The following is a 25,500-nucleotide window of genomic DNA, read 5'->3' on the forward strand; positions in this document are numbered from 1 at the left end:
CGGCCTCTCAATCGTTGGCAACAGGGGAAACACATGGGGTTCATGAACGGAAAACGCGCGCTGATCGTAGGCGTAGCGTCCGATCGTTCCATCGCCTGGGGTATCGCGCAGGCGATGCACGCGCAGGGCGCGGAACTCGCGTTCACCTATGTCAACGAGAAGTTCAAGGAGCGCGTCGCGCCCCTCGCCGAGTCGCTGGGCTCGAAACTCGTGCTGCCGCTCGACGTCACCAACGACGCCGAGATCGAATCCACCTTCGCCGCCATCAAACAAGCCTGGGGTTCGCTCGACATCGTCGTGCATGCGGTCGCCTACGCCCCGCGGGAGGCGCTGGCCGGCGGCTTCGTCGAAAGCACCTCGCGCGAGGCCTTCCGGGTCGCGCACGATGTCTCGAGCTACAGCCTCACCGCTCTCGCACGCGCCGCCAAGCCGCTCATGGCAGGCCGCGCTGGCGCCATCGTGACGCTGTCGTACCTCGGCGCCGTGAAATCGATCCCGAGCTACAACGTCATGGGCCTCGCCAAAGCCAGCCTCGAGGCCAACGTGCGGTTTCTCGCCGCGGACCTGGGTGCGCACAACATCCGCGTCAACGGCATCTCCGCCGGCCCCATCAAGACGCTCGCGGCTGCGGGTATCGCCGGATTCCGCAAGATGCTGGGCCGCGTGGCCGATGTCGCGCCACTGCGGCGCAACGTCACGCTCGAAGACGTGGGCAACGCTGCGGCGTTCCTGTGCTCCGATCTGGCCAACGGAATCACCGGGGAGATTCTCTATGTCGATGGTGGGTTCTCCACGGTCGGAATGAGTTTTCCCGTGGAGGCTGAGGGCTGAGGTCTTCAGTTACCCGCGAGCGGGTGGCGAGGTGGAATGCTTCGCTGGCGCTCAAGGGAGCACGCCCTTCGGGTTCCCGAAACCCGGGCTACGAAAAGCTACATTTTCTGAATTGGTTGCGCTGAGGGGCACTAGGGGCTTTTCGCTTCACGCCCGGGTTTCGGCGTGCTCCATTCGCGCCAGCGAAGCATTCCACCTCGCCACCCGCTCGCACGTCGCAGTACCCCACCGCCCTCCACCCACCGTTGTGCTATTCGGACAGGATCACATCGGCTTGGCGAATACGCACGATCAATGGCTCCGGGGGCCAACAGCAGAGCGAAGGCGAACGGCGGCGTTACAAGAAGCGGTTGCAGGGCGGTTCTTAGGCGCGCATCCCGCAGCCTCGTCAGCGCGAATGGAGCGCGCCGAAATCGGGGCGTTAAGCGAAAAGCCCCTAGTGCACATCCGCGCAACCAATTCTGAAAATGTAGCTTTTCGTAGCCCTGATTTCGGGAACCCGAAGGGCGCGCTCCCTTGAGCGCTGACGAGGCTGCGGGATGCGCGCCTCTTATCCGCTCTCCAACCTCTTCTTTCTATCCCGCGACCTTTACCGGATCAGCCAACACAGCCGTCTCGCCTTCGAGGCGCGCCACGATTACGGCGCAACACGCGTCCGCCAGCACGTTGATGGCCGTGCGGCACATGTCGAGGATGCGATCGAACACCAGCAGTACGCCGATCGCTTCGGCTGGCAATCCCACCGCGGCAAGGATGATGGCAATGCCGACCAGTGACGCGGCCGGAATGCCCGCGATTCCCATGGAGGTGATCAGCGCGAGCACCACGACGGTGAACTGCGTCGTGAAGGAAAGATGCAGCCCGTAGGCCTGCGCGATGAACATCGCGGCGGCGCATTCGTACAATGCGCTGCCGGCGTGATTCACGGAGGCGCCGAGCGGCATCACGAATCCGGCGATGCGCTCGGAGACCTTCGCGTTGCGTTCGAGGCATTGCAGCGACAGGGGCAGCGTCGCGGACGACGAGGCGGTCGAAAACGCAGTCAACAGCGCCGGCGCCATCGCCGGATAGAGGCGCCACGGATTCACTCGCGCGACGACGGCCATCAGGATCGGCAGAGCGACGAAACCGTACAGCGCGAGTCCCGCAACGACGCAGCCGGCGAACAACAAGAGCGGCCCGGCACCCTCGAAGCCCGATATGGCGACCACCTTCGCGATCAGCGCGAATACACCGATGGGCGCGAGCGTCATGACCCATCCGGTCATGCGCATCATGATCTGAAAAATGCCCTGCCAGAATCCGAGCACCGTCCCGCGGTGCGGCTGCTCGATACGCGCCAGGAAAAAGCCGAACAACACTCCGAAGAACACCAGCGCGAGTAGTTTGGTATTGGCCGCGGCCTCGACGATGTTCGGCGGCACGACGCCCTTGATCGTGTCGAGGATGCTGGTTTCGGCGCGGTGTTTGACGCCCTCGGTGACCTCCGCGGCGTCGGCGGTCAGCGCCAGCAGGTGGCGCGCCGGTTGTCCGTCCTTGACGCCCGGCTCGACGAGGTTCACCAGCAGCAGCGCGATGAGCACCGCGAGCAGCGTCGTGATGACGTAGAAACCGAGCGTCTTGCCGCCGAGCCTGCCGAGGTCCGGGCCGCTGCCGAGACCCGCGACGCCGGTGATCACCGACGCGAGGATGAGCGGCACGATCAGCATCTTGAGCAGGTTGAGGAACAACGTGCCGACCAGATCGAGCGCCGGCAGTAGTTTGATCGAACCGATGGCGCCGTCGGCGCCGAGCAGCCAGCCGGCAAACCCGCCGGCGACCATGGCGATCAGGATGGGGACGATGGGGGCTGACTTCGAATCCGTTCCCGCCGCTCCCATGAATGCCTACTCGAACACGCCGGGGTTTTTGACGATCTTGGCTTTGCGCTTGGCCTCGTTGATGTACGCGGCCACATCGCCCTGCGCCGAGCGCTCGACCAGCGCTGCGTTCTGCTGCTGCACCAGCTGCGGATTCGCGCTCGTGTCGGCGACGCGCGAACGCGTCACGATGAACACGGCCGAACCATTCTCGATCGAAGCGGATTTCACGACCGCCTTTGCGTCCGGACGCGGCGCCTCGAAGATCGCCGTGCGCAGCGCAGCGGGGATCGATGGATCGCCGCGGCTCACGAAACGCGCGGGCTCGGCGGTGACACCCCAGCCTTTGGCCAGTGCATCGAGCTTGTCGCCACCTTCGAGTTTCGGGATGGCCGCTTCGGCGGCCGCCTTCGCCGCCGCTGCCCCGCGTTCCTGCTTGAGCAGCGCAACGATGTCATTACGCACCACCGCGAGCGGTTTCACTTCGGCCTTGTGATGCGCAGTGACCTTCACGAGCACCAGCCGGTCCTCGCCGATCGCGAGCGGCCCGCCGATCTTGCCCTGGTTGAGCGTCGCATCGCTGAATACGAGCTGCTGCAGCTCCATGCCCGAACCGAGTGGCTCCGCGCCGCCGCCGCGCAGGAATTCGGGAATCGTGCCGCGCGTCAGGCCGAGATCCTTCGCGAGTCTGTCGAGATCCTTCTCACCCTTCTCGATCGCGGAATTCATCTGCTCCTGGCGCTCGCCGAACAGTTCCGCCGCGTGTTGCTGGCGATACTGCGAATCGAGCTCGGCGCGCACGTCGGCGAACGGCTTCTGCTGACCGGCTTCGATTTCCTCGAGCTTGATCAGGTGGTACCCGAACTGCGATTTCACCGGGCCCGCGATTTCGCCGACCTTCATCGAGAACAAAGTATCGCCGAACGGGCCGGGAAACTGCTTCTGCTCGACGAAGCCGAGCTCGCCGCCGTCTTTGGCGGTGATGTCGGTGGAATATTGCTTCGCCAGTTCCGCGAAATCCTTGCCGGCGCGCGCCTCGGCCAGGACCGATTCGGCTTTCTTGAGCGCGCCCGCGTCGTCGTCGCCGTTCACCGGGATGAGGATGTGCCGCGTGCGGCGACGTTCGTCGAGCACGTAGTTAGTCTTGTTCTCGTCGTACATGAGCTGCAGGTCGGCCTCGGTGGGCGTCACCAGCGCGGCGACCTGTTCGAGACGCAGCTCGGCGTATTCGAGCGCCACCGACTCGGCGGTCATGAAACGATCGCCGTTCTTGTCGTAGTACGCCTGGATCGCGGCATCGTCGATCGGCCCGTTGCCGGCGAACTGGTCGGCTGGCAACAAAGCGAACTGCACTTCGCGCTCTTCGTTCTCGAGGTTGTACAGGCGCTGCTGCTCGGCCCTGGTCAGGAAATAGGAAGCGCCGAGACCCTGCTGCAATTGATTGATCAGCAGCTGCGAACGCGTCTGGTCGAATACTTCGCGTTCGGTGATGCCGTTCTGCTGCAGGGCGATGCGCGCCTGCATCGGGTCGTACTTGCCGTCCGGACCCTTGAACGACGGGATGTTCTGGAACTCCGCGAGCACCTTCGACTGGTTGACCGCGTAGTGGCCGTCTTTCAGCCGGTTTTCGACGATCTTCTTGAGCACCAGATTGTCGAGAATGCTTTCCTGCATTTTCGCCTTCTGGTCGGCCGGGATATCGGTACCGAGCTGCTGCGACCAGCGCGCCTCGGTTTCCTGCCACGCCTTGGTGGCGTCCTGGACGGAAATGGCTTCGCCATCGACGGTTGCCGCATCTCTTGCGCCAGTGCCGTTGAAATCGAGCGAGTTGGACCCGCCCCAGAACGTGAAGATCAGTGCAATCGGAGCCAGCGCGAACCACGCCAGCCACTTGCGGCCATGGAGGCCATCACGGATACGCTGCAGCATTCCTCGTCCTAGATATCGGCCTACAAAGATTGGCGGAGCGGACGGGACTCGAACCCGCGACCCCCGGCGTGACAGGCCGGTATTCTAACCAACTGAACTACCGCTCCAATTTTTGGTGGGTGCTGAGGGTTTCGAACCCCCGACCCTCGCCTTGTAAGGGCGATGCTCTACCGCTGAGCTAAGCACCCATCAGGCCGCCCGCGAAAGGCCGCGCAGTCTATCGGATCACCTGTGGGTACGGAAGATACCGCGACGACTTCTTCACCGGCATAAAAAAAGCCCCCGGTGGATCGCACCGGGGGCCTGCATGCCTGCTTTTCAGTTAAATCCGCTGCTCAATGAGCCTGGACCGTCTTGGTCGAACGTCGTCCGGCACGCCGCGGGCGCTTTTCATCCACGGGCGCCGGCGTCGGCAGACGCGGCGTGGGCCGGCTTGCCAATGCGACTTCGAACACTTCGTCGATCCATTTCACAGGACGGATGTCGAGCTTGCCCTTGATGTTGTCCGGGATCTCGGCGAGATCTTTCTCGTTGTCGACCGGAATCATCACGGTGGTGATGCCGCCGCGATGTGCCGCGAGCAGCTTCTCCTTGAGTCCACCGATGGGCAGCACTTCTCCGCGCAGCGTGATCTCGCCGGTCATGGCGACATCCGAGCGCACCGGAATCTTGGTCAGCGCCGAAACCAGCGCCGTGCACATTCCGATACCGGCGGACGGACCGTCCTTGGGCGTCGCGCCTTCGGGCATGTGCAGATGGACGTCGTGTTTCTGGTAGAAATCCGGGTCGATGCCGAGCACGTTGGCGCGGCTGCGCACCACCGTCATCGCAGCCTGGATGGATTCCTGCATGACTTCGCCGAGCTGACCGGTGTGCTGCAGCTTGCCCTTGCCGGGCACCACCGCCGCTTCGATCGTCAGCAGCTCGCCGCCGACTTCGGTCCACGCCAATCCCGTGACCTGTCCGATGCGGTTTTCCTCTTCGGCCTTGCCGTAGCGGAAGCGGCGCACGCCCAGGAACTTGTCGAGATTCTTCGCCGAGACCGACACCTGCTTGTCGGAGGCCTTTTCCGCCTTCTCCGACTTCTTGTCCGCTTTCTCGGCTTTCTTCGCGGCCATCAACAGCTGTTTGACGGCCTTGCGGCAGATGCGCGCGAGCTCGCGTTCGAGATTGCGCACGCCCGCTTCGCGCGTGTAGTAGCGAATGATGTCGAGGATGGAGTCCTCGCTCACCTTGAGCTCCTCCGGCTTCAACCCGTTCTGCTTCACCTGCTTCGGCAGCAGGTATTTCTTCGCGATGTTGAGCTTCTCGTCTTCGGTGTAACCCGGCAGACGGATGACTTCCATGCGATCGAGCAGCGGCGCCGGAATGTTCAGGCTGTTGGCCGTGCAGACGAACATCACCTGCGACAGGTCGAGATCGACCTCGAGGTAATGGTCGGCAAACGTGGAGTTCTGCTCGGGATCGAGCACTTCCAGCAGCGCCGAGGACGGATCGCCGCGGAAGTCCATCGACATCTTGTCGATCTCGTCGAGCAGGAACAGCGGATTGTGCACGGCGGTCTTCGCCATGTTCTGCACGATCTTGCCGGGCATGGAGCCGATGTACGTGCGGCGATGACCGCGGATCTCGGCTTCATCCCGCACGCCGCCGAGCGACATGCGCACGAACTTGCGATTCGTCGCGCGCGCGATGCTCTGACCTAATGAGGTTTTGCCCACGCCGGGAGGGCCGACGAGGCAGAGGATCGGGCCTTTGATCTTGTCGACGCGCTGCTGCACGGCCAGGTATTCGACGATGCGTTCCTTGACCTTGTCGAGGCCAAAGTGGTCTTCATCCAGCACCTTCTCGGCCTTCGCAATGTCCTTGAGGATCTTGGTGCGTTTCTTCCACGGCACCTTCACCAGCCAGTCGATGTAGTTGCGCACGACGGTGGCTTCGGCCGACATCGGCGACATCATCTTGAGTTTGTTGAGCTCCGCATTGGCCTTGTCGAGCGCCTCTTTCGGCATGCCCGCCTTCTTGATGCGGTTCTCGAGGTCGGACAGTTCGTTGCCGCCCTCTTCCATCTCGCCGAGTTCCTTCTGGATGGCCTTCATCTGCTCATTCAGGTAGTACTCGCGCTGGCTCTTCTCCATCTGCGCCTTGACGCGGCCGCGGATGCGCTTCTCGATCTGCAACACGTCCATCTCGCCTTCGATGGCGACCAGCACGTGCTCGAGGCGCTTGCGCACGTCGAGGATCTCGAGAACCTTCTGCTTCTCGGGTAGTTTGAGCGCCATGTGCGCGGCCACCGTATCCGCGAGGCGGCCGGGCTGCTCGATGCCGGCGAGCGCGGTCAGCACTTCGGGCGGCACTTTCTTGTTGAGCTTCACGTACTGCTCGAACTGCGAGATCACCGAACGGGCCAGCACGTCGAGCTCTTTCTCGTCGTAGGTGTCGGCGTCGGGTTCGGTGGTCACGTCGGCGGTGTAGTGCTCGCCGGTGTGCATGGCTTCGATACGCGCGCGATCGACGCCCTCGACCAGCACCTTGACGGTGCCGTCGGGTAGTTTGAGCAGCTGCAGGATCGAGGCGACGGTACCGATGCGGTACAGGTCATCGCCCTTCGGATCGTCGACGTCGGGCTGCTTCTGCGCGATCAGCATGATGCGCTTGTCGGCCTTCATCGCGATGTCGAGCGCGTGAATGGATTTTTCGCGGCCGACGAACAGCGGGATGACCATGTGCGGGTACACCACCACATCGCGCAGCGGTAATACCGGCAGGCCCTGGATGGCGACGGACTTGGTAGCGGAGGATGATTCGGTCACGCGGGCGGGCCCTCACCAGACCGGCATGCCGCGAAATGCAGCGCCGACGCTGGATTTAGTCAAAGTGTAGCGCGGGAAATGGGGCTGCAATGCAGCGATTCAACGCACGCGTCACAGTTCTCTGTCAGACGGGTCAGCACTCGCCGCAAACAAACGCGGCGAAGCGGGCTCAACTGAGGCCCGACCCCGAGACACGCCGTGGCGCATTGTCTTCGCTCGGGGCCGTGTCGGACTTGTACACCACGTAGGGCTGCTGGTGCCCTTCGATGACGGAGTCGTCGACCACGACCTTCGAGACGTTCTTCAACCCCGGCAGCTCGTACATCGTCTCGAGCAACACGTTCTCGAGAATCGTCCGCAGACCGCGCGCACCGGTCTTGCGCTGCATCGCCTTCTTCGCGACGGCGCTCAGCGCCTCATCGCGGAATTCGAGTTCCGCGCCTTCCATGTCGAACAGGCGGCGGTACTGCTTGGTCAGTGCGTTCTTGGGCTCGGTCAGGATCGAGATCAACGCGCGCTCATCCAGCTCTTCGAGCGTCGCCACCACCGGCAGTCGGCCCACGAACTCCGGGATGAGGCCGTACTTGATGAGATCTTCCGGCTCGACTTCTTTAAAGATGTCTGTGCCATGCGGACGCGTGCTGACGTCGCGCACCTCGGAAGTGAAGCCGATGCCACCCTTCTGCGTGCGGTTCAGCACGATCTTCTCGAGGCCGGCGAATGCGCCACCGCAGATGAAGAGGATGTTCGAAGTATCGACCTGGAGGAATTCCTGCTGCGGATGTTTGCGCCCGCCCTGCGGCGGCACCGAGGCGATCGTGCCTTCGATAAGCTTGAGCAGTGCCTGCTGCACGCCTTCGCCGGACACGTCACGCGTGATCGACGGGTTGTCCGACTTGCGCGAGATCTTGTCGATTTCGTCGATGTAGACGATGCCGGTCTGCGCCTTCTCGACGTCGTAGTCGCACTTCTGCAGCAGCTTCTGGATGATGTTCTCGACGTCCTCGCCGACGTAACCGGCTTCGGTCAGCGTCGTGGCGTCGGCGATCGTGAACGGCACGTTGAGCAGCCGCGCCAATGTCTCGGCGAGCAACGTCTTGCCGCAGCCTGTGGGGCCGATCAGCAGGATGTTGCTCTTGGAAATCTCGACGTCGTCCTTGCCACGTCCGGCGGTACCGCCGCGCGTCTGCAGACGCTTGTAGTGGTTGTAGACGGCGACTGACAGGGTCTTCTTCGCGCGCTCCTGCCCGATGACGTATTCGTCGAGAACTTTCTTGATCTCGGACGGCTTCGGTAGTTTGTCGCGGGCGCGCTCGGCGCGGTCTTCCAGCTCTTCACGAATGATGTCGTTGCAGAGCTCGACGCATTCGTCGCAAACAAATACCGACGGACCGGCGATCAGCTTACGAACTTCGTGCTGACTCTTGCCGCAGAAGGAGCAGTACAACAACTTGCCGTCGTCATGCCGTCCGCGAGTGTCCTCGGTCATCGTCGCTCCGTGTGGCGCGGATGGGCGCGTGCCCACCTGCTTTGGGAATCTATATATCACGGCGTCCGCGCATAACCCAAGGGGCATGCAAGCGGAAGCCGTTGTTTATACGGGATTTGTCGAGAACTGCGAGTGGCTTCGCAGTGCCGGCCGTTTGGCGCCGGCGGGTATTGAACTAAGCCGGAGTTACCGCAGTCGGAGGCGCAATTCGCTTGTCCAGCAGCTTATCGATGAGCCCGTAGGCGATGGCCTCGGTCGGGCTCATGAAATTGTCTCGTTCCGAATCCAGCGCGATCTTTTCGACCGTCTGGCCAGTGTGTTTGGCAAGGATTTCGTTCAATCGCACGCGGATCTTGAGGATTTCCTGCGCCTGGATGTGAATGTCGCTGGCCTGGCCCTGATAGCCGCCCGACGGCTGATGAATCATGCCGCGGGAGTTCGGCAGCATGAAGCGCTTGCCCTTGGCCCCGCCGGCCAGCAACACGGCGCCCATGGAGGCGGCCATTCCGATGCAGATGGTGCTCACGTCCGGCTTGATGAATTGCATCGTGTCGTAGATCGCGAGCCCCGCGCTCACCGACCCGCCGGGCGAATTGATGTACAGGGCGATGTCCTTGTCGGGATTCTCGGACTCGAGGAACAGCAGCTGCGCCACGATGACGTTGGCCATGTAGTCCTCGACCGGCCCCACGGCGAACACGACGCGTTCCTTGAGCAGGCGCGAGTAAATATCGTACGACCGTTCGCCGCGGGCGGTTTGCTCCACGACAATCGGTACCAGGTTCAATGCGCGCTCGTTCATCGAAACACTCCTCTATGCAATCGTCCGCGGCTTCAATTCGCGTTCTGGCCGAACTGCGTGAGCTCGCCGAACGTCGCGGGTTTCTCGGTGACCTTCGCCTGGCCGACCACCCAATCCATGGCCTGGCCCTCGAGCACCTGGGCCTCTATTTGTCGCATCGCCTCGGGGTTTTGCAAGTAGTTGCGTCGCACTTCCTCGGGGTTTGAATACGAGGCCGAGAGTTCGTTCAACTTTTCCGACACGGATTCGCGGCTCACCCTGAGGTTCGCGTTGCGCACCAGCTCGCTCATGAGCAGGCTCAAAGCCACTCGACGGCGGGCCGGTTCTTCGAACGGCTCGCGCGGCGGCAGTTGTTTGGCGTCGCGAACGCCGGCACGGCGCAACATCTCGGCCTGCAGTTCCTGGATCTGCTCATCCACCAGCTGGCGCGGCAGTTCAAGGGGATTGCGCGTGTACAGGGCTTCGAGCACCTGGGTGCGCAGCTTCTGGCGAATAGCCTCCGCCAGCTCGCGTTCCATGTTGGCGCGTACTTCGCCGCGCAGCGTTTCCACGTTGCCGTCGGGGATGCCGAAGCCCTTGGCAAACGATTCATCGAGCGGCGCCGGCAATTGTTCTTCGATCTTGCCGACCTTCACTTCAAAACTCGCCTGTTTGCCGGCCAGCTTCTTGTTGCTGTGATCGGCGGCGAATGACGCCGTGAAATTGCGCGTGTCGCCCGCGCTCGCGCCGAGCAGCGCGTCTTCGAATTCCTGCATGACGCGGCCAGCGCCGATGACGATGGGCACTTCCTGCCCCGAACCGCCTTCGAACTCTTCACCATCGATCTTGCCGGTGAAGTCGACCGTGACGCGATCATTCGCCGCGGCCGCGCGCGTCACTTCGCTGAACGTCGGACGCTGCTTGCGCAGTGTGTCGATCATCGCGTCGAGATCGCTGTCGCTCACGCTGGCGATGGGCTTCTCGATCGTCAGATCGGAGAGCGGCCGCAATTTCACTTCGGGCAGCACTTCGAACACGGCGGCGTACTTGAGATCGACGCCCGGACCCATGGCGATGGGCTCGATACGCGGACCTCCCGCCGGGTTCAGTTTCTCGCGCGCGACTGCTTCGGAGAACGAGGAACGCATGAGGTCGTTGATGACCTCGCCATGCACCTGGTCGCCATACTGCTGGCGAATCACCGCGAGCGGCGCCTTGCCCGGGCGGAAGCCCTTGAGCCGCGCGGTACGCGAGATCTTGTTCAGACGCTGTGCCACTTCGCCGTCGACTTGCGCCGCGGGGATCGCCACTTCAAGGCGGCGTTCCAATCCGCCGGTGGCGGTCAATTGAACCTGCATACTCAATTCCTCAAATCGTTGTTCGCGCGCCAGCGAATGGTGCGAAAGGAGAGACTCGAACTCTCACGGGTTACCCCACTGGAACCTAAATCCAGCGCGTCTACCAGTTCCGCCACTTTCGCTTTGGCCCCATGCTCAGGCTGGCCATGCGCGAGGGGCGCGGATTATAGCGAAACATCCATCGTCGGACGCGCTCGCCGGTGCGGGCGGGCAATCCGGGATTTGGCTATGCTTCCGGCCGCTTGCAGGAGAGGGACATAAGATGGGTCAGGTCGCCAATCTTCTCATCGTCGGATTGATCACCATCGCCTCGGGGGTGCTGGACGCGCGCGGGTTCGTCTATGCGACGCGCGCCTGGCCCGAGGGGCAGCTCGACCTCAAGATGGGCCTGCTGTCCCTGGTGTCCTTTGCGGGGGGCGTCTCCGCATACATCGTGGCGATCAAGTTCATGCAGAATGCCGGCATCCAGGGCGTGGCGCTGCAAAGCGGCATCTGGTTCGTGGTGACGGCGATCGGTATCGCCGCGATGGACGGCTCGCTGCTGACCTGGTCGCGGACCCAGCAGGTGGTGGGGATCGGAGTGGCGGTGGCGCTGTGCTGGCTCATTACGACAACCCGCGCTGCGGCAGGCTGATTTCGGACAAAAGATCACGGACAAACATGGATTCCAGACTCATCGACATGCTCGCCTGCCCGGTCTCGAAGGCACCGGTGTTTTTCTCCGAGGCGCGGCAGCTCATCGTCTGCCCGACCAGCAAACTCGCCTACCCCATCAAGGATGGCATCCCCGCGATGCTGCCCGAGGACGCGATCAAGCTCGAAGACGGCGATCCGCTGCTGAATCGCGCCGGCTGAAGAAGGCGGGCAGCCCCGCGCCGCCCGCGGCTCAAGCCTCCGAAGTGTGCGTCTTCGCGTAAAACTTGAGCAGCTTGCGCTCGACGCGGTCGAAATTCTCGAAATGCGCGAGCTTGCGGATATCGCGCGATCCACGCCCTAACAGCCCCGTCTTGAGAGCGAAGCCGATGAACGGATTCTGCGGCCGCTCGGTGAACGGGATCTGGTTGAAGTCGAACAGCTTCGGCGTGCCGGCCTTGCGGTCGACCATGACGTTCATGGCGTGCAGGTCGATGTCGTAGAGCTTGGCCTCATGGCTCAGGTTCACGAGCTCCGCCAGATCCTGCATGAAGCGCGGCGAGATGAAATCCGCGTGATCCCGCTGCGCGAAGTAGTACACCTCGCCGTCGAGGCATTCCTGCAGCGACATCTGGAAGCCCGGTTCGACCACGAAACCGAGCGGCTCGGCGATGTATTTCGACAACCCTCGCGCCTCGAAGAACGCCTGGTTGCGGCGGTGTTCGAACTCTGCGAGCGGCAGTTTGTGCTTGCGCGCGTGATTGGCCATGGCGGCGGGTTTGTAGACCTTCAGGCCCACCTCGCGGCCGCGCCACCGGGCGCGATAAACCACCGAGCGTTTGCCTTCGCCGAGTTTGTCGGTCACTTCGAGGTCGGAGTACTGCGTGTCCTTGAGCCGGATCTTGAGGCTGGCCGGATCGACGTGACCCGATTCGGCCAGCACCACCCACTTGTCGGACAGACCGCGGCGGACCGGGATGATCTTCGCGACGCGCAATCCCGCGTCTTCGAACTCGGACTTCATGCTCTTGACGGACACTCGCTCGAACGGCCGCTTCGTGAGGCCGAGCGCGCGCGAGATTTTCCACACGCCGTAGCGGAAAGAATATTTGTGGCGGTAATCGGCAATGATCCAGCGCCGCGAGACGCGCCCGAACTCGCGCAACATGCGGCGCCGCGTCTCGGCGTCGACGTGGAACAGGAAGCGGATGCTCATGACGCAGTCGACTGACTTCGCACCGAACGGCAGCGCCTCGGCATCGGCGCGCACGTAACCTTTGATGTTCTCGTGCTGCACCGACGGTAGTTTGGCCGCCTGCTGCATCATCTCGAGCGAAATGTCGCTGCCGACCACTTCGTACCCGGAGCGCGCGAGATTGCCCGTGAAACGCCCGGTCCCGCAGGGCAGATCGACGATGGACGTGACCCCGGTGGTCAGCGCGAGCGCTTTCTGGATCGCGTTCCACTTGCGGGCGTTGCGGCGCTGGCGCTTCGGTGTGCGGAAGCGGTGTTCGTCGTAGTCGGCCGCGACGTCCGCGCTTTGATAGAACTGCTTCTTGTAGGCGTAACCGTGCGCCTTCGGCTTCGACGGGTCATCGCGGGAGGGTTGCTTTGCCATCCGCGGAATGTACCTGACGCCCCGGGAAGTGGTGGGCCGTGTAGGGGTTGAACCTACGACCTACTGATTAAGAGTCAGCTGCTCTACCAACTGAGCTAACGGCCCGTCGCGGGGGCGGCACTCTACCAGAGCGAAATGCGGAAACCTACGTACCGCGAAGAAAAATGGGGTGGACGATGGGACTCGAACCCACGACAGCCGAGATCACAACCCGGGGCTCTACCAGCTGAGCTACGCCCACCATCGACACAAACACTGCACCATCAAAAAGTTGGCGCGCCCGGCAGGAGTCGAACCTGCGACCACCGGCTTAGAAGGCCGGTGCTCTATCCAACTGAGCTACGGGCGCGCAGCCGGAACGGAAGCCATATCGTACCTACCCTGGCACCCAACGCTGGTCCTCATCGGTTGGTCGGGGCAGCAGGATTCGAACCTGCGACCCTCTGCTCCCAAAGCAGATGCGCTACCAGACTGCGCCATACCCCGTGCCCGATCGACCCGTACCGCGTTCCCGGCCGGCCGAACCCCGGCCAGCGGGGGCGCGAATCATACCCGAGCGCCCCATCCCGCGGTCAATGGAACTATGCGCGCCGCCAGGTCGTGCCACCGGGCTTGTCTTCGAGCACCACGCCGCGGCGGGCCAGTTCGTCGCGAATCCGGTCGGACTCGGCCCAGTTTTTCGCCTTGCGGGCCGCCAGGCGCGCCTGAATGTTTACTTCTATATCGGCATCGTTCATGGAGCCCGCGGCCCCGGCACGGAACCACTGCTCGGGCGCGACCTTGAGGACGCCCAGCACCCCGCCCAGCGTCCGCAGCTCCGCTGCCAGGCGTTGCAGTGCCGCCGAATCCGACCCGGCTGCGCGCGCGCTGTTGAGCTCGCGCGCCAGGCCCTGCAGGACCGCGATGGCCTCCGGCGTATTGAAGTCGTCGTCCATCGCCGCGTGAAACTTCGCCGTCGCCTCGGATGGCTCGTACGGTTCGCCCGCGTTCGCGACGCCGCGCAGCGCGGTGTACATGCGCGTGAGCGCCGCCTCGGATTGGTCGAGCTGATCGGGCGAATAATTCATCGGCCCGCGGTACTGGCTCGACAACAGGAAGAACCGCAGCACTTCCGGGTGTTTGATCTTCGCCAGCACTTCGCGCGCCGTGAAGAAATTCCCCAGCGACTTCGACATCTTCTCGTTGTCGATGTTGAGGAAGCCGTTGTGCATCCAGATCTCGGCGAATCGCCCGTGCGTCGCGCCGCAGGTCTGCGCGATTTCATTTTCATGGTGCGGGAACTTGAGATCGAGCCCGCCACCATGGATGTCGAAGTGTTCGCCGAGCTCCTTTGTGCTCATCGCGGAGCATTCGATGTGCCAGCCCGGCCGCCCCTCGCCCCACGGCGAAGGCCACGCCGGTTCTCCGGGCTTCGCGGATTTCCACAACACGAAATCGAGCGGATCGCGTTTGGCACTATCTACTTCCACGCGCGAGCCGGCGCGCAGGTCCTCGAGCTTCTTGCCGGAAAGCTTGCCGTACGACGCGAACTTGTGGACGTCGTACATCACATCGCCATCGCTCGCCTGGTAGGCATAACCATTGGCAATGAGCTGATCGATCATCTCCAGCATCTCGCCGATGTATTCGGAGGCTTTAGGCTCCTTCTCGGGGCGCAGGCAGCCGAGCGCATCCAGGTCCTCATGCATGGCCGCCGCGAACTTCGCGGCGTGTGCGCGCCAGTCCACGCCGGCTTCCCTGGCACGATTGATGATCTTGTCGTCGACGTCGGTGATGTTGCGCACGTAGGTCACACGCAAACCGCGATGCCGCAGGTAACGGCTCACCATGTCGAACACCACGAGCATGCGCGCGTTGCCCACGTGGAAGAAGTCGTAGACCGTCACTCCGCAGCTGTACATGCGCACGTGGCCGGGTTCGATGGGCTCGAGTTCCTGCTTTTCGCCCGTGAGTGAATTGTGGATGCGGATCATGCGGCGAAGCGGACCAGCCGATCGTGAACAGCGCTGGCCAGCATCGCGCGCAGCAGTGGCGCGAGCTCCGGGCCCTCGGGAGAACCAGTCAGTGCGAGGCGCAACGGCTTCCAGAGCGCCTGGCCCTTCGCACCGGTGGCGGCCTTGACGGCGTTGACGATGGCATCGAGCGATGGATCCGTCGCCGCGGCCTCCGCCGCCGCGCGGAAAAAACGGCGCACCGGCTTCTTTGACGCGCGCGAGAGAAATTTCATCGAGCGCGGGCGCGGCGCCGAACACGACTTCGCGCCAACGCGCGACGTCCGACGGCAGCAGGACATTGGGCCGGATCGCGGCGATGAATGCGCGCCGGCGCTCGTCGTCGATATCACCCGGAGTCTCGGCGGCCAGCCAGCGTTCGCTTTCGTCGAGCGGCAGATGGTGCGCCACTTCGCGCTGCCAGACGTTGAGCTGGGATTCTTCGAAGCGGGCCGGCGCGCGGCCCAGATGTTTGACGGTGAATGCGCGCGCCATCCCGTCGTGCGTCAGCACGCCGTTTTCGCCGCTCGAGTGGCCGAGCCTGAACAGGTGGTTGAGCAACGCGCCGGGTAGATAGCCGCGTTCACGGAACTCACGCACGCTGGTGGCACCGTGACGTTTGGAGAGCGGTGAACCGTCGGCGCCTACCAGCAACGACAGATGTCCATAGGTGGGCACGCGCAACGCGAGCGCCTCGAGCACCAGCAGCTGTCGCGGGGTATTGGTCAGGTGGTCTTCGCCGCGCAACACGTGCGTGATGCCCATCTCGGCATCGTCGATGGCATTGCTGAAGAAGAATGCCGCGCTGCCGTCGGCCCGGCGCAGGATGAAATCGCCGATGTCGTCGGTGGCGAAACTCTGCGCGCCGTGGACCATGTCGTCGAATTCCACGCGTTTGCCGGTCGGCACGCGAAAACGCGTGGTTGGCGAGATGCCCTGCGCGCTTTTGCGCACGCGCGCTTCGGCGGAGAGTTCGCGGCAGGTACCGGCATAACGCGGTGGACGGCCCGCGGCGAGCTGCGCCTTGCGCGACAGATCCAGTTCGAGCGGCGTGCAGTAACAGGGATAGGTGAGACCCGCGGCGTCGAGCGTGGCGGAATGCCGCGCGTAGATCGAGCCGCGGCGCGACTGGCGGTATTCCTCGCCCGGCGCAGCCTTGTCCGGCCCGGCATTCCATTCGAGCCCCAGCCAACGCAGGTCTTCCATGAGCGCGACCGTGAAGGCATCTTTACTGCGTTCGGTATCCGTATCCTCGATACGCAGAACGAACCGCCCGCCGTGATGTCTAGCGAACAACCAGCTGAACAACGCGGTGCGCGCATTGCCGAGGTGGAGCTCGCCGGTGGGGCTGGGAGCGAATCGCGTGGTGATCATTGGAGACACCGCGGGATTTTACGGGAAAGCGCTGTACGCGTCGCAGCTTCGGTAGAATCGCGAACCATGAAAAACAAACGTTTGTCGAACGGTCTGCTGCTCGGCGTTTTCGGTGTACTGCTGTCGCTCGCAGCCCAAGCGGCGGGTCCCGAACGCGTCCGCGTCACCACCAGCCTGGGCGCATTCGTGGTGGAGCTGCAGCGCGACCGGGCGCCGCTGACGGTGGAAAATTTCGTGGGCTACGTGAGATCCGGCTACTACACCAACACGTTGTTCCATCGCGTGATCTCGAATTTCGTGATCCAGGGCGGCGGTGTCGGACCCGACTACAAGGCCAAACCCGCGCTGAAACCCATTCCGAATGAAGCGGGCAATGGCCTGAAGAATCTTCGCGGCACGGTCGGCCTGGCGCGCGCTGCGGGCCCCCATTCGGGCGACGCACAGTTCTACGTGAACATCGCGGACAACGCGGATCTCGATCCACTGCCGACGCGCTGGGGTTACGCGGTGTTCGGCCGCGTGGTCGAAGGCATGGAAGTTGTCGATCGCATCAGCGTTTCGCCGACGACGGCGCAGGGTCCGTTCAAAGCCGATGCACCGGTGAAGGCGGTCATCATCCAGAAGATAGAGCTGCTTGCGGATACGACCACCGTCGTACCGCCAGCGGCCGAACCGCCGGTGCCGACGCCCACCGATGCGCCGCCGGCCACGCCGCCAGCGGGCCAGGCTCCGGGCGGCGAATCTCCCGCCAGCGCGCCGCCGCCGGCGGAACCGGCCGCGGATGACACGCCGCCGAAGTGAGCCGCGGCGACCACACCCTGTTCGCGTCGGATCTGCATCTCGACAGCGAAGCGCCATGGGCGATCGATGCCTTTCTCGCCTTTCTCGCCGGGCCGGCGCGCGCTTGCGAAGCGTTGTACCTGCTCGGCGACCTGTTCGAAGTCTGGGTGGGCGACGACGACGACAACCCCGACAACGTTCGCGCCTGCGCGGGCCTCGCGGCGCTGACCGCGAGCGGCGTGCCGGTGTATGCGTTGCACGGCAACCGCGATTTCCTGCTGGGTGAAAGGTTCAGCCGCACCACCGGAGTCCAACTACTGCCGGATCCGGTCTCGCTCGACTTGTACGGTGTGCCGACACTGCTCAGTCATGGCGATGTCTTCTGCAGCGAAGATTTCTCCTACCAGGAACTGCGCAGCATCGTGCGCCAGCCGGGCTGGCAGCGGCGCTTCCTGTCGCTGCCGCTCGATTCGCGTCGCGCTTTGGCGAGCGCCGCACGCGCCGGCAGCAAGGCGCATACGCAGCGCACGATTCCAACGATCATGGATGTGGATTCCGGAGCGGTGCTGCGCGCCTTTCGCGCCACCGGCGCGCGACGGTTGATCCACGGACACACCCATCGTCCCGCGATTCATCCCACCGTCGTCGATGGAGTCAGCGCCGAACGCGTGGTGCTCGCGCCGTGGTACGAAGCCGCAAGCTGCGTGGGAGTGAGCGCCGCCGGCGTCCGCGAGATCGCGCTGCAAAAAGGGGACAGATCTATTTGAAATAGATCTGCCTCTTTTTCAAATAGATCTGTCCCCTTTTTGCAGCGGGCCGGAGTGAAAGCGCAGTTCGGTGTCCGGCGCGGTCGCCAGTTCCGCCTCGCGCGCGGCGATCAACGCCAGTCTTTCCGCGATTTCCGCGGCCGGGAATTCGCGCTGCGCGAATTCCAGATAGATCTCGAAGTGCCGCGCTTCCGAACGTTCGAGCTGCGCATACAGATCGCGCACTTCTTCTGGCAATCGCTGCGACAGCAGCCGGAACCGCTCGCAGGAGCGCGCCTCGATCAGCGCATGCACGATCATCAGGTCGAGTTTGCGTTTGGGCTCGTGGGTGCGCACCAGCTTGCGCAGTTCGCCCGCGTAGCGCCCGGGCTTCATGCGCACGAACGCCACCGAGCGTTTACGCATCAGCCGTTCCACCTGCTCGAAATGCTTGAGCTCCTCGCGCGCCAGGCGCGACAACGCCACGCTCAGCTGCCGGTCTTCCGGATAGGCGAAGATCAAGGCCATCGCGGTGGACGCAGCCTTCTTCTCGCAATTGGCATGGTCGACGAGCAGCGTCGGCAAATCGGCGAGCGCGGCATCGACCCAGGCACGCGGCGTCACGGCCAGCAGGATCGAACTACCCGTGGCGCGCTCGAATCGCGCGGCTACGGCGGCCTCGCGCCGCGTACTCATCGGGCAGCTCTCACAAGGCCGGCTCGGGCGCCGGCATTGCGATCAACAGCGCATCGATGCGCCGCGCGGCTTCATTGGCATCCGCCGGACGGTCGGCGACGTCCTTGGCCATCATGCTGTCGATCAGCGGCTGCAACGACGAAATGCGATCGGGCAATTTCGGGATCGGCGCCTTCGCGTGATGCACCAGGATCGCCATGTGATTCTCGGCATCGAACGGCTTCTTGCCCGTGAGCATTTCGAACAACATCACGCCGAGACTGTAGATGTCGCTGCGCGCGTCGATTTCCTTGCCGTGCCCCTGCTCCGGGCTCATGTAATGCGGCGTGCCGAAAATGAGCCCCTTGTCGGTGACTTCCATCTTGAGCGCCACGTGTTTGGCGAGGCCGAAATCGATGAGCGCAATACTGCCGTCGTCGCGCAGCATCACGTTGCCGGGCTTCAGGTCGCGATGAAAAATCCCGACCTCGTGGATCGCCTGCAGCGCATACGCCATGTCGCGCGCGTATGTGAGCGACTGCCGGGCGGTAAGCCCCTCGTACATGCGTTTGCGCAAATCGCCGCGCGCAAAGTGCTCCATCGCGAGATACAGATGATCGTCGGTGACACCGAGATCGAAGATGCGCACGATGTTCGGGTGCCGCACCTCGCGCAGGATTTCGAATTCCTGCAGGAAACGCTCCATGGACTGATCGACGCCGGTCTCCTTGCGGATCGCAGGGGTCACCTTGAGCACGACTACGTCCCCGTTGGTCGCGCTCTCGGCCAGGAACAGGTCCGACACGGAACCTTTCGCGATCAAATCGATGCGCCGATATTCCTTGAGACGCGCGCCGGCGAAATCCTGGCTCATCTTTGCGCCCGCGGACATGCGCCAGCGGCTCTGCGCCTTGGCCTGTTCGTCGGCGGCGCGGCGGATCGCATCGTTCAGCTTGGTGTGCTTGATCTTGGCCTTGCCAACCACCTCGAATGCACCCGTGGCGCGTGCCTCGACGGCGTCGGCGGATTCGTCCGCGGCAGACAGGAAGATGACCGGCGCAAACCCGTCGCGCGCGGAGAAGTCCTTGAGCCAGTCGAGCCCCGAACCACCGCGCCACTCGTGATCGAGCAATACGACGCTATAACCCTGCGCCAGGAACCCGGGAGTCAGCGGGCCGCGAACCCGCGGGTTGTAGCTGACGACATCCACGTCCGGCCAGTCGCAGGAGATGTGGTGTCGCAGCAGGGTCCGGTAACGCGGATCATCGTCGATCAACATCAGGCGCATCGCGCGGATTAGATCATGCGTGCTGCCGTATCGCCACGCACCGGCTTCGCAGATCGTTTCAAACCGATCAGGATATCCCCGACGTTCGTTCCGGTCGGCCCGGTAAACACAAGATCGCCGGCGGCTTCGAGCGCGACACCGGAATCGAAATCCCGAAAGGCGCGTTCGGCATCGCAGCCGCCGAATTCCGCGCGTGTCACGGAGTCCGCATCGACGATCGCGCCGGCATCGCTGCTTGCGCCGTCCGTGCCATCAGTGCCAGCCGCGAGTATGTGCAGCGGCTCGCCCGCACGCAGCAACCGCGCCGCGGCCAACGCGAGATGCGTATTGCGGCCGCCGCGTCCGTGCCGCGCGGGCAGGGTCACCGTGGACTCGCCGCCCCAGACGATGCCATCGGCATCCGTGCCGCGCAGCGCATTCACGAAGTGCTGCGCGACCTGTGCCGCGTCGCCATCGAAGCGACTCGCGCCGCGTTCCAGGCGCAGACCGAGCGCAGCACCCGCGGCCAGGGTTGCGTCCACGCAGCGCTCGACATTGGCCACGACCTGGCGCTCGATCGAATCGCGCCGGCCCGCGTCGCGGCCTAACAACCCCGAACCGATCACATCCGGATCGTCGCCGGGCACGTCCGAGATGAACAGCGCGGTCGCCGCCCGGCCGGCAAGCCACCGCGCGACTCCGCCGCCCTTCAACCGCGAGAGTTTCACGCGTTCGGCATTCAAGGTGGCGATATCCCAACCCGCGCCGAGCCCGCGCGCAGTCGACGCGCGCAACTGATCGAGCGAAGCGCCGTCGACCAGCCGCTCCGCCAGGCTCGAACTGCCGCCGGAAATCAGGAACAACGGCACAACACCGGCGCCGAGACCTGCGATACGCCGTTCGAGCTCGGCGCCGGCCGCGAGACTGCGTTCGTCCGGTACGGGATGCGCACTTTCGAGAAGAGTGGCAAACCGCAGGCGCGCGAAGTCGGGATCGAGGTGACCGTCCTTGGTGATCACCAGCATCTGTTCGATGCGTTCGCCGAGCGCCGCATGAGCGCCGCGGGCCATTGCGCTGGCGGCTTTCCCGATCGCAAACACCGCCACGGGACCGGGAGGGAAAGTGCGCAACGCGTTTTCGACGGCTTTGCGCCCATCGACGGCGCGCAGCGCGGCGTCGAACAGCTCGAGCAGGACGCGGCGCGTGTTCACGGACGTGCGAACACGCGCAAACGCGAGATCAGATCTTGACGACCTTGAGACCCACGCGATCGTCCTCGCGCCGCGACGCCTTGGCCGAATCCGAACGCTCGGATTCCAGGCGCGCCAGATACTCGGGAGTGACGTCGCCGGTCACGTAATTGCCCGAGAAACACGAGGTATCGAATTCCTTGATGCTGGAATGATCGTGCACGCAGGCCTGGATCAGATCTTCGAGATCCTGGTAGATCAGCCAGTCGGCGCCGATGAGCTTGGCGACTTCCGCATCGGTGCGGCTGCTCGCGACCAGCTCGCTCTTGGCCGGCATGTCGATGCCGTACACGTTCGGGAACTTCACCGGCGGCGCGGCGGAGGCGAAGTACACACGCTTGGCGCCGGCTTCACGCGCGAGATCGATGATCTGCGCGGAGGTCGTGCCGCGCACGATGGAATCGTCCACCAGCAATACGTTCTTGTTCCGGAATTCGAGATCGATGGCGTTGAGCTTGCTGCGCACGGACTTCGCGCGCTGCTCCTGCCCCGGCATGATGAACGTGCGGCCCACGTAGCGATTCTTGACGAAGCCCTCGCGGTATTTGACCTGCAGGTGCTGCGCAACCTGCATGGCGCTGGTGCGGCTGGTATCGGGAATCGGGATGACCACGTCGATGCCGTGATCGGGGCGCTCGCGCAGGATCTTCTCCGCGAGCCGGTCGCCCATGCGCATACGCGCCCGGTGCACCGAGATGTTGTCGATGAGCGAATCCGGTCGCGCGAAATACACGTACTCGAAAATGCACGGCGCATGGCGCGTGGTCGCCGAGCAGACCTGGGAATGCAGGCGTCCGTGCGTGTCGATGTACACGACTTCACCCGGCGCCACGTCGCGCACCAGTTTGAAACCGAGCATGTCGAGCGCGACGCTTTCGGAAGCCAGCATCCACTCGGCGCCTTTCGGCGTCTCGCGCTGGCCCAGCACCAGCGGGCGGATGCCGTTCGGATCGCGCAGGCCTAACAACCCGTGGCCGATGACCATGGCGACCACGGCATAACCACCGCGGCATCGGCGGTACACGGCGCTGACGGCCGCGAAGATGTCGGCCGGCGTGACGCGCGGCGTGCCGACGCGTTGCAACTCGGAGGCCAGCACGTTGAGCAGCACTTCGGAATCGGAGCTGGTGTTGAGGTGGCGGCGGTCTTCGCGCTCGAGCACTTCGCCGAGCTCGCGCGCGTTGGTGAGATTGCCGTTGTGCGCGAGGCAGATGCCGTACGGCGCATTGACGTAGAAGGGCTGGGCTTCGGAGGCGTTGTCGCAACCGGCGGTCGGATAACGAACATGGCCCATGCCCATGTTGCCCTTGAGTTCCTGCATGTGGTGCTGTTCGAAGACGTCGCGCACCAGTCCCTGGCCCTTGCGTACGAACAACTCGCCTTCGCTCACCGTGGCGATACCCGCCGCGTCCTGCCCGCGATGCTGGAGCACCGTGAGGGCGTCATAGATCCGTTGATTGACTCCGCTGGTTCCGACGATCCCGGCTATGCCGCACATTCGTATGAATTCCTCAGGTGGAAGCAGCGTGTTGTGACGATTTCTGTGTCAATTTCTGGGGCAATTGCAGCCGCTCGAGCTTGTCGCCGACGATGCCGCGCAGCGCGTCGGCCACGCCGATCGCATACGGCATCAGGCGGGAATTCTTCCACTTGGGGTCCTGGTCCATGCTCAGAGCCTGGATGGCGATCGTGAAGGCACCCACGATGACGACACCCCGGATGATGCCGAACACGAACCCCAGGAATTTATCCATGCCGGCGAACATGGAGACGCGAACGTAATGTCCAAGGACCACGCCCACCGCACCGCCCAATAAAAGGATGCCGACAAAAATGATCGTGCGGGCCGCCCAGATGCGCAGCGGCGAACCGACCAGGACGCCGCCCAGGTGGGGCTCCAGGGAGCCGCCCAGATACCAGGCCAGGACGATCGCCAGGAACCAGGTGATGACCGCGACGGCTTCGCGCAACAGTCCGCGCACGAGGCCCATGATGGCCGAGATGATGAGGATGGCGAGGATGATGTAGTCGACTGCAATCATGTGCTTAGGGTTGCCGCGACGCCTCAGACGAGGCGCGGCATTGTAGCCGACGGCTCAGGGCCTGAGCAGCCTTCGACCGGCCGGCCGTCACGAAATCGGCACGATGCTGCCGGTCTGGCCAATGCGCCGCAGCTGTGTGGCCAGCGCCTCGGCTTGCGGACGATCGCGGGTGGGGCCGACGCGCACCCGGTAGAGCTCGCGGCCGTTGCTGGTGATCGGGGCCACGAAGGCAGCGAAACCCTTGGCGGTCATGTCGCGCACCAGCCGATCGGCATTGTCGCGACTGCCGAAGCTGCCGAGTTGTACCGCGAAGCTGCCCTTCTCCGGCGGCGACGCCGGTGCCGCTGCGGGACGCGCGGGTTCGACGCGTGGTGCTGGCGCGGGCGTGGCTGCTTGCGTGGTCGTTGGAGTGGGCGCCGGGGACCGCGTGGGTGGCGCTGTTGCAGCGACCGCATTGTCTGCGCTCGTCGGCACCGCGACAGATCGACCCGGTGCCGCACTGTCCTGTTCTGGCGCCGCGGATTCTCCGGGCGTTGCCAGCGCGGGCGCGACCTGCATCGGCTTTTCGACGGGCGGCAAAACGACCGCCGGCTCCGCGGCTCCAGTCTGCGCCTGCGCCGGGGTGGATTGCGCATCGAGGTCGATGGTGTAACGACGCAAGCCCTCTTCCGCCGGCGTGTCGGCCGGAACATTCTTGCCCGGACCGGTGAGTAGTTCGGGCACGAACAGCACGAAAACGGCAACCAGGATGACGGCACCGGTCAGTCGTTGCTTGGCTCGGGAATCCATGGCGCGAACTATAGCCGAACGAATTCTGGGCCAAGGTATTCGAGCGCGGGCCCGACGGTCAGGAACGAGCCGAACACGACGATGCGCTCTTGCGATTTTGCGCCGGCACGCGCGGCGCGGCAGGCAGCGGCCACATCCGGGGCCTGCTCCACCACCATCGCGCCTTGCGGCAACAACGCTGCGAGTTCTGCGGTGCTGACCGCGCGCGGGCCCGCAAGCGCGGCGAGAAACCACGCATCGATATCCGCGCCGAGCGCGGCGGTGATGCCGCGTATGTCCTTGTCGCCCAGAATGCCGCACACCGCCAGCGTGCGGCGTTTCGGCAATGACCTGAGATTGGCGCTCAAGCTCTGTGCGGCCGGCACGTTGTGCGCGACGTCGAAAATCCATTCGATGTCGCCCGGCACGATCTGAAAGCGGCCGTCGACGCGCGCCGCGCGCAGCGCCGCCGACGCGGCTGCGTGCGTGAGCTCGACGCCGACATTGCCGAGCACCAGGGCGGCGATGGCATTCGCGGCGTTGCCAACCTGGTGTTCGCCGCGCAACGCGGGCATCGGCAGGCCGCGCAGGGTCAGTGCTTCGCTGCGGAAATCCCAGGTCTCGCCAAAGACCTGGAATGAAAAGTCCTGCCGCGTGAGCAAGGGAATCGCGTCGATTTCATCGGCATACGCCGCCACCGAGCCTGGCAACTCCGTGCTGCCGAGAATCGCGGGCCGACCGCGGCGGAAGATGCCGGCCTTCTCGCGGCCGATTCCGTCGATCGACGTACCGAGCCAGTCGGCATGATCGAGACCGATCGAGCAGACGATGCCGACGTCCGCGTCGAGGATGTTGGTCGCATCGAGCCGTCCGCCGAGCCCTACTTCGAGCACGGCGAATTCGACCTTCGCGCGAGTGAACAGATCGAGCGCGGCCAGGGTGTTGTACTCGAAGAAGGTCAGCGTGATGTCGCCGCGCGCGGCATCGATGCGCGTGAAGCTGCCGATCAATTCCGCATCGTGGGCTTCGATGCCGTCGATGCAGATGCGTTCGTTGTAACGCGTGAGATGCGGCGAGGTGAACCGGCCTGTCTTGCGCCCGGCAGCCCTGAGCAACGCATCGACGAACGCGACCGTCGATCCCTTCCCATTGGTGCCCGCGACGGTGATCACCTTGAACGCCGGCGAGAGCAGCTCCATGCGCTGCGCAACCTCGCGCACGCGCGCGAGCGTCAGATCGATGGCGCTGGGATGTGACTTCTGTTGCTGCTCGAGCCAGTCGGCGAGCGAGCGCATG

Annotated in this window: 21 protein-coding genes, 7 tRNA genes and 1 pseudogene; 5 read left to right on the forward strand and 24 right to left on the reverse strand. The window is 64.0% G+C overall.

Annotation, left to right across the window (positions count from 1 at the left end; translation table 11 throughout):
• The first annotated feature begins 33 nt into the window (after positions 1–33).
• On the forward strand, positions 34–831 hold the full coding sequence (locus WDO72_03295; GenBank protein MEJ0084685.1) for an enoyl-ACP reductase: 798 nt from the start codon (positions 34–36) through the stop codon (positions 829–831).
• A gap of 575 nt (positions 832–1,406) precedes the next feature.
• Here the strand turns inward: WDO72_03295 and WDO72_03300 are convergent.
• From WDO72_03300 to WDO72_03340, 9 genes are all read right to left on the reverse strand, one after another.
• Complete coding sequence (locus tag WDO72_03300; protein ID MEJ0084686.1) at positions 1,407–2,711, reverse strand: dicarboxylate/amino acid:cation symporter; 1,305 nt, start codon at positions 2,709–2,711, stop codon at positions 1,407–1,409.
• A 6-nt stretch (positions 2,712–2,717) separates the two neighbouring features.
• Positions 2,718–4,619 (reverse strand): peptidyl-prolyl cis-trans isomerase, encoded by a 1,902-nt coding sequence (locus tag WDO72_03305; protein MEJ0084687.1) that lies wholly within the window; start codon positions 4,617–4,619, stop codon positions 2,718–2,720.
• Between the two features lie 30 nt (positions 4,620–4,649).
• Positions 4,650–4,726 (reverse strand) — tRNA-Asp (locus WDO72_03310).
• A gap of 6 nt (positions 4,727–4,732) precedes the next feature.
• Positions 4,733–4,807, reverse strand: a tRNA-Val gene (locus WDO72_03315).
• A gap of 147 nt (positions 4,808–4,954) precedes the next feature.
• Positions 4,955–7,432: an endopeptidase La gene (gene lon / locus WDO72_03320; GenBank protein MEJ0084688.1), complete on the reverse strand. Its 2,478-nt coding sequence runs from the start codon at positions 7,430–7,432 to the stop codon at positions 4,955–4,957.
• 169 nt (positions 7,433–7,601) lie between these two features.
• Positions 7,602–8,921: an ATP-dependent Clp protease ATP-binding subunit ClpX gene (gene clpX, locus WDO72_03325; protein ID MEJ0084689.1), complete on the reverse strand. Its 1,320-nt coding sequence runs from the start codon at positions 8,919–8,921 to the stop codon at positions 7,602–7,604.
• Between the two features lie 175 nt (positions 8,922–9,096).
• Positions 9,097–9,723 (reverse strand): ATP-dependent Clp endopeptidase proteolytic subunit ClpP, encoded by a 627-nt coding sequence (gene clpP, locus WDO72_03330; protein ID MEJ0084690.1) that lies wholly within the window; start codon positions 9,721–9,723, stop codon positions 9,097–9,099.
• Between the two features lie 32 nt (positions 9,724–9,755).
• On the reverse strand, positions 9,756–11,060 hold the full coding sequence (tig, locus tag WDO72_03335) for a trigger factor (GenBank protein ID MEJ0084691.1): 1,305 nt from the start codon (positions 11,058–11,060) through the stop codon (positions 9,756–9,758).
• Between the two features lie 37 nt (positions 11,061–11,097).
• Positions 11,098–11,182: transfer RNA gene (locus WDO72_03340), tRNA-Leu, on the reverse strand.
• A gap of 140 nt (positions 11,183–11,322) precedes the next feature.
• Here WDO72_03340 and WDO72_03345 point away from each other — a divergent pair.
• Together WDO72_03345 and WDO72_03350 are read left to right on the forward strand one after the other, a co-directional pair.
• The gene (locus tag WDO72_03345; protein ID MEJ0084692.1) at positions 11,323–11,694 is read left to right on the forward strand and encodes a hypothetical protein; all 372 of its coding nucleotides are present in this window, start codon (positions 11,323–11,325) and stop codon (positions 11,692–11,694) included.
• Between the two features lie 26 nt (positions 11,695–11,720).
• The gene (locus tag WDO72_03350) at positions 11,721–11,915 is read left to right on the forward strand and encodes a Trm112 family protein (GenBank protein MEJ0084693.1); all 195 of its coding nucleotides are present in this window, start codon (positions 11,721–11,723) and stop codon (positions 11,913–11,915) included.
• A gap of 31 nt (positions 11,916–11,946) precedes the next feature.
• Here the strand turns inward: WDO72_03350 and WDO72_03355 are convergent, their stop codons facing one another.
• From WDO72_03355 to gltX, 8 genes and pseudogenes are all read right to left on the reverse strand, one after another.
• Positions 11,947–13,311 carry a methyltransferase domain-containing protein gene (locus WDO72_03355; GenBank protein ID MEJ0084694.1) on the reverse strand — a complete coding sequence of 455 codons (1,365 nt, stop codon included), beginning with the start codon at positions 13,309–13,311 and terminating at the stop codon, positions 11,947–11,949.
• Between the two features lie 29 nt (positions 13,312–13,340).
• Positions 13,341–13,416 (reverse strand) — tRNA-Lys (locus WDO72_03360).
• A gap of 60 nt (positions 13,417–13,476) precedes the next feature.
• Positions 13,477–13,552 (reverse strand) — tRNA-His (locus WDO72_03365).
• A 31-nt stretch (positions 13,553–13,583) separates the two neighbouring features.
• A tRNA-Arg gene (locus tag WDO72_03370) sits at positions 13,584–13,660 on the reverse strand.
• Positions 13,661–13,720: 60 nt separating this feature from the next.
• A tRNA-Pro gene (locus WDO72_03375) sits at positions 13,721–13,797 on the reverse strand.
• Positions 13,798–13,892: 95 nt separating this feature from the next.
• Positions 13,893–15,284, reverse strand: coding sequence for a cysteine--tRNA ligase (gene cysS / locus WDO72_03380; GenBank protein ID MEJ0084695.1), 1,392 nt, complete (start codon positions 15,282–15,284; stop codon positions 13,893–13,895).
• Entirely contained in the window at positions 15,281–15,604 is a 324-nt protein-coding gene (locus WDO72_03385; GenBank protein ID MEJ0084696.1) for a hypothetical protein, read from the reverse strand. Before WDO72_03385 ends, cysS begins: the two co-directional genes overlap by 4 nt.
• 121 nt (positions 15,605–15,725) lie before the next feature.
• A pseudogene (gene gltX, locus WDO72_03390) lies at positions 15,726–16,676 on the reverse strand (glutamate--tRNA ligase).
• Between the two features lie 66 nt (positions 16,677–16,742).
• Here gltX and WDO72_03395 point away from each other — a divergent pair.
• Positions 16,743–17,477: a peptidylprolyl isomerase gene (locus tag WDO72_03395; GenBank protein ID MEJ0084697.1), complete on the forward strand. Its 735-nt coding sequence runs from the start codon at positions 16,743–16,745 to the stop codon at positions 17,475–17,477.
• On the forward strand, positions 17,474–18,223 hold the full coding sequence (locus WDO72_03400; protein ID MEJ0084698.1) for a UDP-2,3-diacylglucosamine diphosphatase: 750 nt from the start codon (positions 17,474–17,476) through the stop codon (positions 18,221–18,223). Before WDO72_03395 ends, WDO72_03400 begins: the two co-directional genes overlap by 4 nt.
• 18 nt (positions 18,224–18,241) lie before the next feature.
• On the opposite strand, the gene WDO72_03405 is transcribed toward WDO72_03400, so the two are convergent.
• The 7 genes from WDO72_03405 to folC form a co-directional block, all read right to left on the reverse strand.
• Positions 18,242–18,898: a tRNA-(ms[2]io[6]A)-hydroxylase gene (locus tag WDO72_03405; GenBank protein MEJ0084699.1), complete on the reverse strand. Its 657-nt coding sequence runs from the start codon at positions 18,896–18,898 to the stop codon at positions 18,242–18,244.
• A gap of 10 nt (positions 18,899–18,908) precedes the next feature.
• A complete protein-coding gene (locus WDO72_03410; protein MEJ0084700.1) occupies positions 18,909–20,165 on the reverse strand; it encodes a protein kinase in 1,257 nt (418 codons plus the stop codon).
• A gap of 8 nt (positions 20,166–20,173) precedes the next feature.
• Entirely contained in the window at positions 20,174–21,355 is a 1,182-nt protein-coding gene (locus WDO72_03415) for a DUF4147 domain-containing protein (protein ID MEJ0084701.1), read from the reverse strand.
• A gap of 28 nt (positions 21,356–21,383) precedes the next feature.
• Positions 21,384–22,892: an amidophosphoribosyltransferase gene (gene purF, locus WDO72_03420; GenBank protein MEJ0084702.1), complete on the reverse strand. Its 1,509-nt coding sequence runs from the start codon at positions 22,890–22,892 to the stop codon at positions 21,384–21,386.
• 13 nt (positions 22,893–22,905) lie between these two features.
• Positions 22,906–23,436 carry a CvpA family protein gene (locus WDO72_03425; protein MEJ0084703.1) on the reverse strand — a complete coding sequence of 177 codons (531 nt, stop codon included), beginning with the start codon at positions 23,434–23,436 and terminating at the stop codon, positions 22,906–22,908.
• 87 nt (positions 23,437–23,523) lie between these two features.
• Positions 23,524–24,225, reverse strand: coding sequence for an SPOR domain-containing protein (locus tag WDO72_03430; GenBank protein MEJ0084704.1), 702 nt, complete (start codon positions 24,223–24,225; stop codon positions 23,524–23,526).
• Positions 24,226–24,233: 8 nt separating this feature from the next.
• The gene (folC, locus tag WDO72_03435; GenBank protein MEJ0084705.1) at positions 24,234–25,499 is read right to left on the reverse strand and encodes a bifunctional tetrahydrofolate synthase/dihydrofolate synthase; all 1,266 of its coding nucleotides are present in this window, start codon (positions 25,497–25,499) and stop codon (positions 24,234–24,236) included.
• Position 25,500 lies beyond the last annotated feature (1 nt).

The sequence above is a fragment of the Pseudomonadota bacterium genome (assembly GCA_037200975.1).
In the GTDB taxonomy this organism is placed as follows: domain Bacteria; phylum Pseudomonadota; class Gammaproteobacteria; order Steroidobacterales; family Steroidobacteraceae; genus CADEED01.